Annotated in this window: 11 protein-coding genes and 1 rRNA gene; 7 read left to right on the top strand and 5 right to left on the bottom strand. The window is 72.1% G+C overall.

The features are described 5' to 3' along the window. Nucleotides 1-82: 82 nt before the first annotated feature. Nucleotides 83-1090, bottom strand: a complete 1008-nt coding sequence (locus PYR72_RS26365; RefSeq protein ID WP_275457607.1) for a bifunctional lytic transglycosylase/C40 family peptidase — start codon at nucleotides 1088-1090, stop codon at nucleotides 83-85. A gap of 28 nt (nucleotides 1091-1118) precedes the next feature. Beyond that, on the bottom strand, nucleotides 1119-1286 hold the full coding sequence (locus tag PYR72_RS26360) for a hypothetical protein (protein ID WP_275457606.1): 168 nt from the start codon (nucleotides 1284-1286) through the stop codon (nucleotides 1119-1121). Between the two features lie 18 nt (nucleotides 1287-1304). Here PYR72_RS26360 and PYR72_RS26355 point away from each other — a divergent pair, with 18 nt between their 5' ends. From PYR72_RS26355 to PYR72_RS26325, 7 genes are all read left to right on the top strand, one after another. Continuing rightward, the gene (locus tag PYR72_RS26355) at nucleotides 1305-6350 is read left to right on the top strand and encodes a hypothetical protein (protein ID WP_275457605.1); all 5046 of its coding nucleotides are present in this window, start codon (nucleotides 1305-1307) and stop codon (nucleotides 6348-6350) included. 526 nt (nucleotides 6351-6876) lie between these two features. After that, nucleotides 6877-7185 carry a hypothetical protein gene (locus PYR72_RS26350; RefSeq protein ID WP_013002563.1) on the top strand — a complete coding sequence of 103 codons (309 nt, stop codon included), beginning with the start codon at nucleotides 6877-6879 and terminating at the stop codon, nucleotides 7183-7185. Between the two features lie 204 nt (nucleotides 7186-7389). Beyond that, nucleotides 7390-8247: a hypothetical protein gene (locus tag PYR72_RS26345; RefSeq protein ID WP_275457604.1), complete on the top strand. Its 858-nt coding sequence runs from the start codon at nucleotides 7390-7392 to the stop codon at nucleotides 8245-8247. After that, on the top strand, nucleotides 8237-9556 hold the full coding sequence (locus tag PYR72_RS26340) for a hypothetical protein (RefSeq protein WP_275457603.1): 1320 nt from the start codon (nucleotides 8237-8239) through the stop codon (nucleotides 9554-9556). Before PYR72_RS26345 ends, PYR72_RS26340 begins: the two co-directional genes overlap by 11 nt. Continuing rightward, nucleotides 9553-11112 (top strand): SCO6880 family protein, encoded by a 1560-nt coding sequence (locus tag PYR72_RS26335; RefSeq protein ID WP_275457602.1) that lies wholly within the window; start codon nucleotides 9553-9555, stop codon nucleotides 11110-11112. Before PYR72_RS26340 ends, PYR72_RS26335 begins: the two co-directional genes overlap by 4 nt. A gap of 66 nt (nucleotides 11113-11178) precedes the next feature. After that, nucleotides 11179-12615, top strand: a complete 1437-nt coding sequence (locus PYR72_RS26330; protein ID WP_275457601.1) for an ATP-binding protein — start codon at nucleotides 11179-11181, stop codon at nucleotides 12613-12615. A 104-nt stretch (nucleotides 12616-12719) separates the two neighbouring features. Continuing rightward, nucleotides 12720-14357, top strand: coding sequence for a type IV secretory system conjugative DNA transfer family protein (locus tag PYR72_RS26325; RefSeq protein ID WP_275457600.1), 1638 nt, complete (start codon nucleotides 12720-12722; stop codon nucleotides 14355-14357). A 25-nt stretch (nucleotides 14358-14382) separates the two neighbouring features. Here PYR72_RS26325 and PYR72_RS26320 read toward each other — a convergent pair whose 3' ends face one another. The 3 genes from PYR72_RS26320 to rrf all read right to left on the bottom strand — a co-directional run bounded on the left by PYR72_RS26320 (nucleotide 14383) and on the right by rrf (nucleotide 15580). Beyond that, complete coding sequence (locus PYR72_RS26320; protein WP_275457599.1) at nucleotides 14383-14772, bottom strand: signal peptidase I; 390 nt, start codon at nucleotides 14770-14772, stop codon at nucleotides 14383-14385. Between the two features lie 36 nt (nucleotides 14773-14808). Next, nucleotides 14809-15351: a GNAT family N-acetyltransferase gene (locus PYR72_RS26315; protein ID WP_275457598.1), complete on the bottom strand. Its 543-nt coding sequence runs from the start codon at nucleotides 15349-15351 to the stop codon at nucleotides 14809-14811. 112 nt (nucleotides 15352-15463) lie between these two features. Next, nucleotides 15464-15580: ribosomal RNA gene (gene rrf / locus PYR72_RS26310) — 5S ribosomal RNA — on the bottom strand. Between the last annotated feature and the right edge of the window lie 57 nt (nucleotides 15581-15637).

The following is a 15637-nucleotide window of genomic DNA, read 5'->3' as shown; positions in this document are numbered from 1 at the left end:
ACCGAATGATCACGCAGACGTTATCGAAGAGAGACACGTCTCTGCAGCTCAGGGCAGGGGTTCACAGACAATTACGGCTCTGTCAGACCGTTGTGGGCAATGCTTTCGCGCCATCTTCGGTAACCCGGGTGGCACCGAAGTAGTCGGGGGTGTCAATCGGGTCGAAACGGATGACGGCTCCCGTGCGCGGAGCGTCGATCATATATCCGCCCCCGACATAGATACCGACATGCCGAATGGCCCGGGAGTTGGTGAGGTCGTCGGAGAAGAACACCAGATCCCCGGGCAGCAGCTCGTCCCGCGACGGATGCGGCCCCGCGTTGTACTGATCGTTCGCGACCCGCGGCAGCGTGATCCCCACGCTCTCGTACGCCGCCTGCGTCAGCCCCGAGCAGTCGAAGCGTCCGCCCTGCTCAGCGGTACCGGTGCCGCCCCACAGATACGGCGTCCCCAGCTTCTTCTGCGCGTACGCGATGGCCCCGGCCGCCTGCTCGCTGGGATCGACCCGGCTCGTGGGCGCGGCGAAACTCTCCGACAAAGTGGTGATCGTCTTGACGTAGTTCTGCGTCTCCTTGTACGGCGGGACACCCCCGTACTTGATGACGGCGTACGCCCCCGCGTTGTAGGAAGCGAGCATGTTCGCCGTCGGATCACCGGGCACGTCCTTCACGTACTTCGCGAGGGAGCAGTCGTACGAGGCGGCCGACGGAATCGCGTCATTCGGGTCCCAGACGTCACGATCGCCGTCCCCGTCCCCGTCGACCCCGTGCGCGGCCCAGGTCCCCGGGATGAACTGAGCGATCCCCTGCGCGGCGGCGGGGCTCTGCGCCTTCGGGTTGAACCCGCTCTCCTGGTACAGCTGCGCGGCCAGCAACGCCGGATTGATGGCGTCGCACAGATTGCCCCACTTCTGCACGAGGGTCTGGTAGGCGGCGGGCACGGCCCCCTTGGCCAGCGAGACGGACTTCCCGCCGATGCCGCCCGCGAGGTTCCCGGCGACCATGTAGACGCCCACGACCAGCAGCATCACGAAGCTGAGGCCGACGCTGCAGGCAGCGATCGCCACGATCCATGCCTTACGCACCGTCAACCGCCCCTCACCGCGCGCCAGTCCGCCGTCAGCCAGTGTAGAGGCGGCCACCCGCCGGGGGAATGATCACCAACGTCGTCACGGCGCAGGAGACGGCGCAGGAGGCGGTGCAGGAGACGGCGTAGGAGAAGGTGCTGGAGACGTGGCGGACCACAGGCGGCCGACGTTCGGGTCGGCCGACGGCGGTGTCAGTCACGCGTGCCACGATCTCGGTATGAAGGTCCACGTCCCGCTCCCGACGCAGCCGCACACATCGACGGTGTACATCGACTGGGTCAGAGCGCACGACCCGGCCGGCGAACCCGTCGCGCTCGACGCGCTGGCGGCGGTACGCGCGCGGATCCCGGTGGCGTACGAGAAGCCGGGCCGTTTCCTGACCGGCATGGAGCAGTGGGCCGGAAGGCTGCCTCCGGCGCATCTGCCTTGGTTCTGGGACATGGTGGGCCATCGGCTGACCGGCTGGAGCGCCCGGTACGCGGGCAAGGCGTTCGCACTGGCGCGCACGGCGGAGCGCGAGCACGGGCTGCCGGTGGACGAGGAGTGGTACCGGGCGAACGTCCTGCTCCTCGCGGGGTGCGGAGCCCTGCCGGTCGCGGAATTGACCGGCCATCAGCGCCGACTGGCCGCGGTGCTCGGCGCGGACGAGGCGCACGCGGAGTACACGCGGGTGCTCACGGCATGGGCGGCGTCCCCGGGCGAGCTGCCGGCGACGCTGGCCGGAAGGGTGCGGGCGTCCGCGAAGGCGGCGGGGCTCGGCCGGGACGAGGACGCGCGGGTGCTCGCCGCGGTGGTGGGCGCGGCGAGGGAGAAGGCCGTACCGGACGCGCTGCTGGACGCGCTCGCCGCCCTGCTGGCGGAGTTCCCGCAGGACGACGAGGTGTACGCCACGCTGGTGGACGTCTTCCCGGACTCGCGGGGCGACGCGGCCTCCTGGCTGCGGGTGCTGCTGCGCTCGGGCGCGGCACGGGCCGTGGTGGCCGGGCGGGTGACGCCGGAGGGCGGGGTCGCCGGATGGCTGGGGCGGTACGCGCGGAGGTACAAGCACGCGCGGGTGGCGGGCGGCGGTGTGACGTCGCAGCAGGCACCACCCGAACTGTTCGAACTGGTGGCCCTGTTCGCGCCCCGGCTGCGCGCGGCGGGGACGCCCGTCCGGCTGCACGAGGACCGCTACGGGCATCCGGAGCTGGACGCCGATCTGCTGGACGCCTGTCTCGCGGAGGGGGCAGCGGTCGAGGACCCGGGCGACTCGATCCGGCTGCGTTTCTGGGGCGGCCGGTCGCGGCGCGACCTGTCCGCCCTCGCGGCCGACCCGGTGTTCGGGCCCCGGCTGGAGGGCACGGTCCACGCCGGGCTGCGCGGCGGCGGCACGGCCATCACCCGCCTGCCGGAGAACGCGGCCATCGCGGCCGAGGTGCGCACCAGGATCGAGAAACTGCTCGACGAGCTGCGGCACGGCGGCATCGCGGCGGCCGACGAGGCGGTGGACGAACTGACCGGCCTCCTCGACCGCCCGACGGCCACCGCCCTGGACGGCGTCGAGGAGGCCCTGGCCACCCTGGACCTGACCGGCCCCCTGTCCCGCGCGCTGACGGCGGGCCTGCCGGAGGAACTGGGCTGGCCGGCCCTGGAGAAGGCCCTGACAGAACTCACCGCCGAACCGACGACCGACGGGGCCGGAAGCGCCGACGGGGCGCACGAGGCCCACGGGGCCGACGGGGCCGACGGGGCCCACGGGAGTGAGAGCACCGACGAGGCCGGCGGAGGCGGGAGCACTCATGGGTGTGGCGGCGCCGGGAGCGCCGCCGGGTCCGGCGGAGGCGAAAGCACCGGCGTGTCCGGCGTGTCCGGCGGAGCCGGGAGCGCCACCGACGGTGCCGGAGCCGGGAGCGCCGGGAAAGGCACAGCCGGGGACACCGTCCGCGACGGCCACGGCGAGGTTGGCGACCGGAACGGCCGGGCGCAGGCCGCCGACCGGAACGGCCGGGCCGGGCGCGTCGTCCGGGGCGTGACCGCCACCTGGCCCGTGCTGACCGTCTACGGCGACGACCGGGCCGTGGCCGTGGACCACACCGGTCGGCGCGGCGCGTGCGCCTTCAACCTCCCCGAGGGCACGACGAGCCACAGCGTGCACTACGCGGGCGGCCGCTTCCTGGTGAGCTGGACGACCGACAAACGGACCGGCTTCGCCAGTCACGCCTGCTGGGCCGACCGGCCCGAGGAGGTGTTCGAACCGGAGCAGCGCCTCGGGCTGCGCCCGTACGACGGGCTCATCGACGGCGGCTTCGGCTTCCAGTTCGCGAGCCCCGACGGCGGCCGGTACGACGGCGACCGCGTGCTCCGGCCGGGCGACCGGTCCGGCATCGGCAGCCGGGAACTGCAGATGAGCGACGGCGAGCGGGTCTGGAGCGCCGACGTCTTCCGCGGCGACTGGCAGCGCGTCGACCCCGCGACGGGCGCCCGCAGCGGCGACCCCGAGCTGCCCGGCTTCCACCGCGACATGGAACCGGCGCCCGGCCGGGCGGTGTTCGCGGACGCGCTCACGCTGGCCGCCCTGCCCGAGGACGCCCCGCCGTCCCCGCTGGGCCAGGACGGACGCCTGACCGGCTGCCACGTCCAGTACCGCACGCCGTACGCGGGCCCCTCCCCGACCGACTTCCTGCTGCGGACCGTCGACGGCCGCGAGGGACGGTTCGTCAGCACCCGCCCCGGACTGCACCCCTGGGGCATCCTCCGGGCGCCCGAGGGCGGCGAGGACGCCGTCCTGGTCGAACCGCACCACGTACGCGTGCACGCCACCGCCGACGGCTCCCTGCTCTGGGAGTCCCACGGCTTCCCCGCCACCGCACGCCACCGGGGCCGCACCCCCTCACCCCACAGCGTCGGCCCCCTGCCCCCGCCCGCGTACTGGCACTTCCTCACCCCGCGCGACGACTCCTCCTCCAAGGCGCTCCGCGCGGTCCGCGACACCGACGCCCGCGCCCTGCTCGGCGCGGCGACCGCCGGGACACCGGGGGCGCGTACGGGCGCGGCCGAGGGAACCGGGGCCGCGGAGGCGGCCGTACGCGCCGTCCTGGGCCGGCTCCTGCCCGAGGTGACCGAACCGAGGATCGTGGACGGCGTGGTGCGGGTGACGCTGCTCGCCGCCGACGTCCTCCGGCGGCGCGCGACACTGTCCCGGCGCGTGCGCATCATGCGGTCGGGGCCGGTGGTGACCCTGCCGGCCGAGATCCCGGACACCGCCCTGTCCGCCGCCCTCCACGGCCTCCTGCCCGAACTCCGCGCCCACGGCGCCCCCGTGCCCGGCCCCCGGCCCGCGACGCTCACCTCGATCGCGGCGGACGGCCGGTATCTGCGGGGCGAGATCGACGACGAGACCCGACGGCTGGCCCTGCCCGCCGAGCCGCTGGACTGGCCCGCTCTGCTCGGCCACATCGACGCGGTGGCCTGGCGGGCCGCGGTGGAGACCACCTCCGCCGAGGAACGGACCGCCCTGGCCGCGCTGTTGGGCACCTGGAGCGGCCAGCCGTTCGCCGAACGGGGAGGCAGCTGGCGCACCGGCCGCGCACCGCTGCCGGCGCTCGCCGCGTCCCGCTCCGCCGGGGACCTGGTCACCTCGGCCGGCGAACGCGGCGGCACCGCCCGCTTCGTCCGGCGGGCGGCGGCCCCGGCCCCGGCTCCGTCACCCGGTCCCGCAGGCCCCATGGCCTCCTCCCCCACCGAGGGGGACGACGGCCACACCACGGTGACCGTCGAGCGGGACGACACCGCCCGGCTGTCCGAGCTGCTGGACCTGGTGGAGCGGCGGGGCCCGCTGCCCCTGCCCGCGCGGGCCGTCGAGGTCTTCTCCCGGCGCACGGGGGCGCGCGGCCCGATCGCCCTGCTGGTCCTGGCCGGTCTCCCCCGGCGCAAGGGGTCCGACGACGACACGAAGCTGCTGCGTTCGAAGCCGTACGGGGCGAACAGGCAGGTCATCGAGGAGTACCGCGCCCTGTGGCACCGCCTCGGCCCGGCCGGCCGACGCGCGGTCCTCGCCGCGGGTGTACCGGAGGCCCCGGCCGACCTGTGGGAGGACGGCGGCACGGTCGCGGCCGCGGAGCGCATGGCCGAGGCGTGGGTCACCCTGCTCGGCGCCACCCCGTACGTCGACGACGCCCTGGCCGACGCCGTGGAAGCGGACCTGGGCCTCCCCGCCACCTGGGCGCACGGCCTCACCGCCGGGCGGGTGCCCGCCGATCGGACCGCCTTCGGCGCACCGGGATTCGTCCTGGCGGGCGGTATCGGCGGCGGCCTCCAGCTGCACCGGGCGGAACCCGACGGCACCGCGGGCGCCCGCGTGGGCGGCTACGCGCTGCCGGACCGGGAACTCCTGACCGTCGTGGCCTGGGCCCTCACCGAGCGCCCGGTCGGCGACCCCTCGGCGGGGCCCGCGGTGCGGCTGTTCGGCAGACTGCGGGCCCTGCTGGACACCCCCGGCACCCTCGTCCACCTGGGCCGCCACCCGTCGCTCGCCACGGCCGCGCCCGGCACCCCCGGCTTCGCGCCCCACACCGGCCCGGTACTGCCCTGCGCCCAGCCCCTGAGGGCGAACGCCACCGCACCGACCGCCGTGTACGACGACGGCCTCCTCGTGGTCTCCGCCCCCCACGGCGACGTCTTCCTGCACACCTCCGCCCTCGCCGGTCCGGCCGCCCCGGCAGCGCTGGAACGGACCGAGCGCCTGTGCGGCGACCTGGCCCTGCCCCGCCTCCTGGGCGAGGTCCACGCGATCCAGGAGCTGCGCACGGGCGGGCTCGCCCGGATGACCGAGCGCGTCTCCACGACCCCGGTACCGCCGGGCGGCTACGAGCTGAACCCGGCCCTGAGCGTCCCCGGCCTGGTCACCGAGGCCGCGGGCACCCTGGGCATCGGCCCCGAGGCCGCGACGCTGTACCTCCAGCTCCTGACCCTCGCCCGCCCCACCGACCAGAACATCCGCCGCTGGAACGACTGGACTCCCGCCCGCCACCGGGCCGCGGAGACGGAACTGCTGACCACGGGCGCGGTGGAGCGGGCCAAGCGCCCCCGAGCGGGACGCACCCTGTTCGTACCGGGCCCCTGGACCGACCTCAAGTCCCCCCACCTCCCCCTGGAAACCGCCAAACTGCCCCACCACCGAGCCGAAGCCCTCACCCCGACCGACCTGCGCGGCCCGTTCCCCCGCCTCCTGTGCCCGGTCCCTCCGCACGAACTGTTCACGCGGACATGGACGACCACGCGGTGACCCGGCTTCTCCTCCTCCCGCGCCGGGACAAGGCCGTGCGCCCACCCCGGTGTTGACGTCGGCCCCGCCCGATCACCCGACCCCCACACACGACCCTTACGTCCACATCAGGCACACTCGGACTCCGGAGAACACCGGAGCGACCGCACACTCCCGACACCCCGTCAGAAGCGGGGCCGGGCAAGCCCCCAGACGACACGAAAGGGGAATAACGACGGAACCACACCACAGGTTCCGTTTCCTCCTCGTTGCCCGGCGTGACCTGCCGTGATACACAGAGTGACGATACGACCCTTCGTTTACCGTTCCGCGCCCCCCGTTAGGGGCCCGCACGGGCCGGCGGCAAGGGATCCGTACGAAAACCGCCAATCAATGACGCCAAGTCGACATACCTCGGCGTGATTGTCGGCGAGAATGGGCTCGACCTCTGCGCACCCGCGTGGAGGCGTGCGAAGCGGACGCCCCGGCGGACGCGCCGCACAGCCATCGAAGACAACGGAACGACCCACTAGGGGCGGTGACTTACATGTTCGTTGCGGCCGACAAGGGCGACATCACCACCATCATCGGCGGAATCGCCCCGGACTGGGGGCCTTTCGGCAGCCTGGGCAACGAGGCACGCGTGATGATCGAGGTCGTGATGGCGGTCGCCATCCTCCTGTGCCTCGGCATCGCGATCTGGGGCGCGGCCAAACAGCGCATCGGCGCGACCGCCCTGCGCGACACCTTCAGCGCCGAACAGGGCAAGGGCCTCATCATCGCCGGCCTCACCGGCGTCTTCATCATCGGCTCCCTGGGCACGCTCTTCACCATCGTGTACGGCATGGCCGTGTAGCGCGGCGGCCCGCCCACGTCCCGGCCGGGCCGCCGGCTCCGCCCGGTTCCCCCTCCCACCCCACCCGTCCGTCGTGCCCACCGGCTGAGGTTGCGTTTCCCTGATGTCGAGTCTCCACACCGCGCCCGCGCGGGAACCAGCGCGGCTACCGTCGTACTGCTACGCCTTTCGGTACGACGTCGAAGTTGAAGGGGCGACTGCGGCATGAGTCTCGGCGACGAGCAGGGGTACGGCGAGTCCTCACGCTCCGGTGACGACGCGTACGGGGGATACGCCGGCACCGGCCAGACCCGAACCCGCCTCCCCGAAGGCGGCGGCGACCCGTACGGCGGCGCCCCCCGCCGCCCCCGCTCCTCCTCCAGAAGCCTCGTCACCGTCGTCGGCGTCGTCGTCCTCCTCATCGCCGCCATCGCCTTCGCGAACCGTGGCGGCGACGGCGACGGCGCGGGAGTCTCCGACAAGGCTGAGACTGCGCCGACGGCCGCTTCCGGTGAGCAGCCGGTCAAGTCGAAGGCCGCAGGGATTCCCAACGGCTACGCGCAAAATGCTCAGGGAGCTGAGAGCGCAGCGGCTAACTACGCTATTGCGCTGGGCTCGGCTGACATGTTCAACACTCAGCGGCGGCACGAGATCGTAAACGCCGTCTACGCCCCCGACGTCGCGGCCAACCGTCAGGGCAAGCTCGACGATGTCTACGCCGACGCGAACTTCTTGGCCAACATCGGCCTGAGTAAAGACGGCTCAGCACCGAGCGGGCAAACATTCATCTCGCGTGTCATCCCCGTGGGCACCAAGGTCACCACCTCCAGCGACCGCGCCGCCTCTGTCGAACTCTGGTACACCTCGCTCTTCGGCATGTCCGGCGAAGACTCCACAAACCCGGTGACCGAAAGCTGGTTCACGACCACGTACGAACTGCAGTGGGTCGGCGGCGACTGGAAGGTCACCGACTTTACTCAGAAGGACGGCCCCGTCCCGGTCGGGCGGGACCAGAAGGCCTCCACCGCCGAGGACATGACCAAGGCCGTCCAGGAGTACGGAGGGTTCACGTATGCCCGTTAAGCACAGCGCGCTCAAGGTCGCTGCCGCTGTCACGGCCGTTCAGGCCACCGCGGTCCTTCTGGCCAGCCACGCCTTCGCTGCCCCCACGCCCACACCCAGTCCTTCTGACAGCAACAACCCCTGTGACCTGATCCGCGGCCCGGCTCAGGACTACTGCGAACGCGGATCCGGCGACAGGGGCAACACCCGCACCCTCCCCAACGACGTAGCCACCACCCTCGACCCCCTCTCCTCCCTCGCCCAAGGCTGCGCGGACGCCGCCTCCTGGACCATCGACAAACTCTCCGCCGCGGTCAACGACACCGCGAACGTCGACTTCACGAACCCCAAGTTCCTGCAGCAGTACGCCGTCGTGTTCGCGGCGTCGACGATCCTCACCCTCGTCCTGTGGCTGCTCGCGGTCGCCAAGCGGGCCGTGCGGGGCGTCCCCCTCACCACGGCCCTCTCGGAAGCCGTCGGCTTCCTCTGGCTGACCGTCCTCGCCTCCGCCTTCACCCCCCTGATCCTCTACACCGTCGTCTCGGCGACCGACGGCGTCACCGACGTCCTCGCCCAAGCCACCGGCGACCAGACGGACACCTTCTTCGGCACCTTCTCCGGCGCCCTGAAGAAGGGCGAGGACATCGGCGGCGGCCCGATCATGCTGATCGTCGTCTCCCTCGTCTCCATCCTCGCCGCCGGCGTCCTCTGGCTGGAGCTCGTCATCCGCGCCGCCCTGCTCTACGTCGGCGCCCTCCTCGGCACGGTCGTCTACGCCGGTCTGGTCGACAAGAACCTGTGGGGCCACGTCCGCCGCTGGGCGGGCATCATGATCGCGGTCATCCTCATCAAACCCGTGATCGTGATCGTCCTGGGCCTCGCGGGAGCACTCTCCGCGGACGACGGCCCCAACGCCTTCTCCGCCGTCGTCTCCGGCCTCGCCATCATCCTCCTCGCCATCTTCGCCTCGGCGATGATCTACCGCTTCGTCCCCGGCTTCGGTGACGAGATCGCCGGCTCCCGCAACAACCGCATCATGCGCGGCGCCGAAGGCAAGGCCGCCGCCGTCATCAGCTCCCCGGCCAGCCTCGTCGCCCAGGGCATCAAGACCCACAGCTCCCGGGCCGACAACAACGGCGGCGGCGGGAACACCACCCCCCGCCAGGCCAACCCCGCATCCGGCGGCGTGGCAGCCCACAGCTCGCGCCCCGCGAACGGAGGCGGCGGAACTGTCCCCTCCGCCGCACCCCCGCCCCGCACGAGCCCGGTCAACACCCCCCACGCCGGCAACACCCGCAACAGCAACCGCACGGGAGGTGAAGGGCGTTGACGACCGAGTCCCACCATCTGTCCCATCCGGTCACGCCCCGCCGTACCTATCTGATCGGCCGCGCCCGGCCGAACGCGATCATCGGCCGGAACCGCGAGTCCGGCGAGATCGCGCTCATCATCGCGGGCGCGTTCCTCGGCATGATGTCCGGCCTCCTCGTCCCCGTACTCGTCCCCCGCATCGCCCTGCTCACCGGCTTCCCGATGCTCGCGCTCGCCGCGGTCTACGTGCCGTACAAGCGCCGGACCTTCTACAAGTGGTTCGAGATCAACCGCAGTTACAAGCGCAGCCTGCGCCGCGGCACCACGTACCGCTCCACCAACATGGAGGCCGGCACCCGCCTCGACGGCCGTGAGGTCGAGGTCGGCCCCCCGCCGGGCATCGGCCGCATCACCTGGCTGGCCGCGCCCTTCGGCCCCGACGAGATCGCCGTCCTCCTGCACGCCGACCGCCGGACCGTCACCGCCGCCATCGAGATCGAGGGCCCCGGCGTGGGCCTGCGCGACTCCGAGGACCAGGAAGCCCTCGTCGACCGCTTCGGCACCCTCCTCAAGCACGTGGCCAACGGCGACGGCTTCGTCACCCGGCTGCAGATGCTCGCGCGCACCCTCCCCGCCGACCCCGACGCGCACGCCAAGGACGTCGCCCAGCGCGGCGACGACCGCGCCCCGGGCTGGCTGCAGCAGTCGTACGACCAGCTCCAGTCCATGGTCTCCACCAGCAGCGAGCAGCACCGCGCGTACCTCGTCGCCTGCATGCACTACTCTCGCGAACTCGCCGCCGAGGGCCACGCCATGGCCCGCGCCGCCCGTCCCAAGGGCCGCAAGCTCGACAAGGACGCCGGCCTCGCCGTCGTCATGGCCCGCGAACTGACCGACATCTGCTCGCGCCTCCAGGAGGCCGACATCCGCGTACGGCAGCCGCTCGGGCAGGGCCGCCTCGCCTCCCTCATCCACTCCATGTACGACCCGGACCACCCCATCGACCACATCCAGGCCATGACCAAGCGCAACGCCTGGCCGGCCGAACTCGACGCGATGGAACCGGACTACCTCCAGGCCAAGACCCGCGAGTCCTCCACCCGCGCCCCCTGGTGCCACGCCACGGCCTGGGTCAAGGAGTGGCCGATGACTCCGGTCGGCGTCAACTTCCTGGCGCCCCTGCTGGTCCACACCCCGGACGTCATCCGCACGGTCGCCGTCACCATGGACCTCGAACCCACCGAGGTCGCCATCGAACGCATGCTCACGGAGAAGACGAACGACGAGGCGGAGGCGTCCCGCGCCGCCAAGATGAACCGCACCGTCGACCCCCGTGACGTGGCCTCCCACTCCCGCCTCGACCAGCGCGGCGAGGACCTCGCCAGCGGCGCGGCCGGCGTCAACCTCGTCGGCTGGATCACCGTCTCCTCCCGCTCCCCGGAGGCCCTGGCACGCGACAAGCGCACGATAAGGGCCTCGGCCGGTAAGTCGTACCTCAAGCTGGAGTGGTGCGACCGCGAACACCACCGGGCCTTCGTCAACACGCTCCCGTTCGCCACCGGAATCCGAAGGTAGGGCTGCCCCGATGCGGGATCACCCGAGGACCCCTGGAGCCCCACCGCACTTGGAGGTGAAGCACTGATGCGGGACCCGATGTCCGCCCTCACGGACGCCTTCACGTCCTTCCTCTTCGGCAAGGTCGAGACGACCCGCCTCCCCGTGCGCACCTCCACGGGCCAGGCCCAGGCCGTGTACCTCCCGACCGCCGCCCCCGGCCTCGGCGACTCCGGCGTGATCATCGGCCGCGAGGTCTACTCGGGGAAGGGCTACATCTACGACCCCTTCCAGCTCTACGGCCAGCAGCTCCCCGCCCCGCACTGGCTCGTCCTCGGCGAGTCCGGCAACGGCAAGTCGGCCCTGGAGAAGACGTACGTCCTGCGCCAACTCCGCTTCCGCGACCGCCAGGTCGTCGTCCTCGACGCCCAGGGCGAGGACGGCGTCGGCGAATGGAACCTCATCGCGCAGGAGCTGGGAATAACTCCCATCCGCCTGGACCCGACGGCCGCCCTCGACATGGGCATCCGCCTCAACCCCCTCGACCCCTCGATCACCACGACGGGCCAGCTGGCGCTGCTCCGCACGATCATCGAGGTGGCGATGGGCCACGGCCTGGACGAACGCTCCGGCTTCGCCCTCAAGGTCGCCCACGCCTACGTCAACGAGACCATCGTCGAACGCCAGCCGGTCCTCACCGACATCGTCGAGCAACTCCGCCACCCCGAGCCGGAGTCCGCGGAGGCGATGAACGTCGCCATAGACGACGTACGGGCCTGGGGCCTGGACGTGGCGCTGGTTCTGGACCGCCTGGTCGACGGTGACCTGCGCGGCATGTTCGACGGCCCCACCACCGTGGGCATCGACCTCGACGCGCCCCTGATCGTCTTCGACCTGTCCCACATCGACCGCAACTCCATCGCCATGCCCATTCTGATGGCGATCGTCGGCGTGTGGCTGGAGCACACCTGGATCCGCCCCGACCGGAAGAAGCGCATCTTCCTGGTCGAGGAGGCCTGGCACATCATCAACAGCCCGTTCGTGGCCCAGCTGTTCCAGCGTCTGCTGAAGTTCGGCCGACGGCTCGGCCTGTCCTTCGTCGCGGTCGTCCACCACCTGTCCGACGTCGTCGACGGCGCGGCGGCCAAGGAGGCGTCCGCCATCCTCAAGATGGCCTCGACACGGACGATCTACGCCCAGAAGGCGGACGAGGCGAGAGCCACGGGCCGTGTCCTGGGCCTGCCCCGCTGGGCGGTGGAGATCATCCCCACCCTCACGCCCGGCATCGCCGTCTGGGACGTCAACGGCAACGTCCAGGTGGTCAAGCACCTGATCACCGAGACCGAACGCCCCCTCGTCTTCACCGACCGCGCGATGACCGAGTCCTCCGCCGACCGTCTGGCGGACGAGGACGACGCCCTGCGCGCCGCCGAGCTGGAGGCGGAGGAAAGGGCGGCCGCGTTCGTCGAACACCGGCTGAGCGAGATCGACGGCTACGGCTCCTCCGAGTCGACGGTGGCCTGACCGGGACCGGGACGAGTACCGACAGGACAGACCGACAGGACAGTGCGAGCGGGAACGGACAGGGTCGGGCCAGGACAGGGTGACAGCGTGAACGGCGGCATGCGATGAGACCGGACGACCGGCACCCCCGGCAGGGCGGCGGCGGCATCCCCGACGGGCTGCTGATCGCCCTCCTCGGCTTCCTGGTGGGCCTGACCGTGCTGATCTGGTCGGCCACCGGCCTGGCCGGCGTCTTCGCCCACGGCGCCTGGCCCGACGCCGTCACCTTCGGCCGCACCCCCCTCGCCGTACGCAACCTGGTCTCCGCCCCCCAGGACCTCGCCGCCGCCTGGCCCGACACCCCCGCCGACCAGCTCTCCGGCTACGGCCTCTTCTGGGGCCTCGTGATCAGCCAGCTCATGGTCCTCCTCGTCCTGACCGTCTTCACCATGGGCACGCTGGCCCGCTGGAAGGCCGTACGGGCCCGGGAGAAGGCCGCCCGGAGCCACCCACCGGCAGCCACGACGACAGCACCGCCCACCGCGTCCCCCGCCCACACCCCGGTGGAACAGGTCACCCACGCCGAGCCCCCCACCGCGGCCGGCACCACCCCGGCGTCCGGCACCCACGGGGACCCGGCAGCCCCCCTCCCCTCACCCAGCGGCCGCCTCGCCCCACCCGCGGGATTCCCCGCCACCCTCGCTCCACCGCTCCCCGAGCCACGGCACGGCACCCCGTCGGCACCACCCGCCCCACCGGCCGAGGCCGGCGCACCGGCCGACCCGCACCCAGGCGGGCCGACCCGCACGATCCCCTCGGCCCCCTTGATCCCCTCGGTTCCCCCGGTCGTCCTGGGCCCCGCCGAGTCCCGCCGCCCCCTTGCCGTCCAGGCCGTACGGGAGGCCGAGGGCCCCGCCCTGGTGGTCACCTCCGACCCCACGGTCTGGTCGGAGACGAAGGACGCCCGCGCGAAGCTCGGCCCGGTCCTCCTCTACGACCCCGCGCACCGCTGCGACACCCCGGCCCGCCTGCACTGGTCCCCCGTCACCGGCTGCGAGGACAAGCCGACAGCGCTGGCCAGGGCGACCGCCCTGCTCGCCGCCATCCGCCCCACCGCCAAGATCGACCAGGCCATGGCGGACACCGCCGAAACCCTCCTGCGCAGCTACCTCCACGCCGCCGCCATAGACAACCGCACCATCCGCCATCTGCACCGCTGGGCCCAGGGCGGCAACGTCCAGGAAGCGGTCCGCACCCTGCGCACGAACCCCAAGGCGGCCCCCGGCGCGGCGGGCGAACTGGAATCGGCCCTCACCTCGCACCCCGAACGCCGCGACATCGCCCAGCAGTTGACGGCCCGGGCCCTCTCCGCGCTCTCCACGGTCAACATCCGGGAATCCTGCACACCGAACCGCGCCGACTCCCTCGCCCTGGATTCCTTCGTACGCGAGGGGGGAACGCTCTATGTGGTCGGCGACCCCATCGAGGACCCCAAGGCGAACCCCTCCGCCATGCCCCTGCTGACGGCCCTCGCCTCAAGCGTGGTCGAGCGCGGCCGGCGCATGGCCGAACGGTCATCCTCCGGCCGCCTCGACCCACCACTCACGCTGGTCCTGGACGACGTGGCAGCCGTGGCCCCCCTCCCCCAGCTCCCCGCGCTCCTGACCGGGGGCGCCGACCAGGGCCTCCCCACCCTGGCCCTCCTCCGCTCCCGCGAACAGGCCAGATCCCGCTGGCCGCACCAGGAAATCCCGCTGCCGTAGCGGCCGTGCACAGTCCCGGGATCGGTCACTCCGCCGCCGACTGCTCCTCCTCGGAAGGCACCGCGTACCCGGCGACGGACGGCCACCGCACGGTCAGCACCACCGACTCCTCCTCCGCGACCCAGGAGTGATCCACCCCGCGCCCCCAGACGACATAGTCGCCCTGGCGCTCCAACACAACGCTACGGCCGGGGAAGTCGACCCGGAACCGACCGCTGATCAACACCTGAAGGGCGGTACGTTCCTCGCCCCGGACCCACTGCGCACGCGTGTCGCCCTGCGGGTGGACCCCCCATTTGATCTCCACGGCCTCACTTCTCCGCGGATCCCCCTCCGCCTTGAAGTGCCCGAGCAGCCACCCGCGGTCCAGCGCCGCGTCCTTGCCGGCGTTGCCCACATACACGCTGTCGTCCATGCCGCCGAACGCTAACACCAGCCCCGCCCGGTCCCTCTACGCGGCCGTCAGCACGTACTCCAGCTCAAGCTCCAGCCCCGTATCCCCCTCGACCGTCACCCCACTGTCCACGAACCCGTTCCGTCGATAGAAGGCCACGGCCCGCCCGTTCCCCTCGTGCACGAACAGCCGCACCCGGTCCACGCCGACGCCCCGGGCCCACTCCACCGCAGCCGCGAACAGCTGCTCGCCCACGCCCATGCCCCGGTATCCGTCCCGCAGGAACACGCCCACCAGATGCGCCTGCCGCCGCTCGACGGTCCCTCCGAAGAAGTCCCGCGTGCCGGCCTCTTCCACGAGCACGGTCACGGTCCCGACCCACCGGCCGTCCTCGCCCTCCGCCACGAACTGCTGACGCTCGCGCGCCCCCTCCGCAGCCCCTTCGGTCCGCTCCTTCCAAAAGGAGTCCGGCCTCGCCGAGGCAACGTCGTACGTCTCCAGGAACGCGAGATGCGCCACGGGATCCTGCAGCGCCGCCAGGCGCAGCTCCCGCACGTCCCGCCACTCATCAGCCCGCACAGCCCTCACCAGCAGATTCATGCCGGCCACGGTAGTACCGGGCTGCCGCCGGGTTCATCCGGTTTCCGGACCGGAAAACCCCCGGAAACGCAGAAAGGCCCACACCATAAGGTGTGGGCCTTTCCCAATATTTGTTCGGCGGCGTCCTACTCTCCCACAGGGTCCCCCCTGCAGTACCATCGGCGCTGTAAGGCTTAGCTTCCGGGTTCGGAATGTAACCGGGCGTTTCCCTCACGCTATGACCACCGAAACACTATGAAACACTCAACCGCACCACACCCGTGACCCAGGCATGGGGTTGTTCGTG

The sequence above is a fragment of the Streptomyces sp. VNUA24 genome (genome assembly GCF_029167005.1).
Taxonomy (GTDB): Bacteria; Actinomycetota; Actinomycetes; order Streptomycetales; family Streptomycetaceae; genus Streptomyces; species Streptomyces scabiei.
This window is presented reverse-complemented; position numbering and strand designations above follow the sequence as displayed.

Excerpts from the sequence above, each read along its gene's own strand:
- PYR72_RS26355 (WP_275457605.1), top strand. The coding sequence starts at position 1,305 with ATGAAGGTCCACGTCCCGCTCCCGACGCAGCCGCACACATCGACGGTG.
- PYR72_RS26350 (WP_013002563.1), top strand. The coding sequence starts at position 6,877 with ATGTTCGTTGCGGCCGACAAGGGCGACATCACCACCATCATCGGCGGA.
- PYR72_RS26345 (WP_275457604.1), top strand. The coding sequence starts at position 7,390 with ATGAGTCTCGGCGACGAGCAGGGGTACGGCGAGTCCTCACGCTCCGGT.
- PYR72_RS26340 (WP_275457603.1), top strand. The coding sequence starts at position 8,237 with ATGCCCGTTAAGCACAGCGCGCTCAAGGTCGCTGCCGCTGTCACGGCC.
- PYR72_RS26330 (WP_275457601.1), top strand. The coding sequence starts at position 11,179 with ATGCGGGACCCGATGTCCGCCCTCACGGACGCCTTCACGTCCTTCCTC.
- PYR72_RS26325 (WP_275457600.1), top strand. The coding sequence starts at position 12,720 with ATGAGACCGGACGACCGGCACCCCCGGCAGGGCGGCGGCGGCATCCCC.
- PYR72_RS26320 (WP_275457599.1), bottom strand. The coding sequence starts at position 14,772 with ATGGACGACAGCGTGTATGTGGGCAACGCCGGCAAGGACGCGGCGCTG.
- PYR72_RS26315 (WP_275457598.1), bottom strand. The coding sequence starts at position 15,351 with ATGAATCTGCTGGTGAGGGCTGTGCGGGCTGATGAGTGGCGGGACGTG.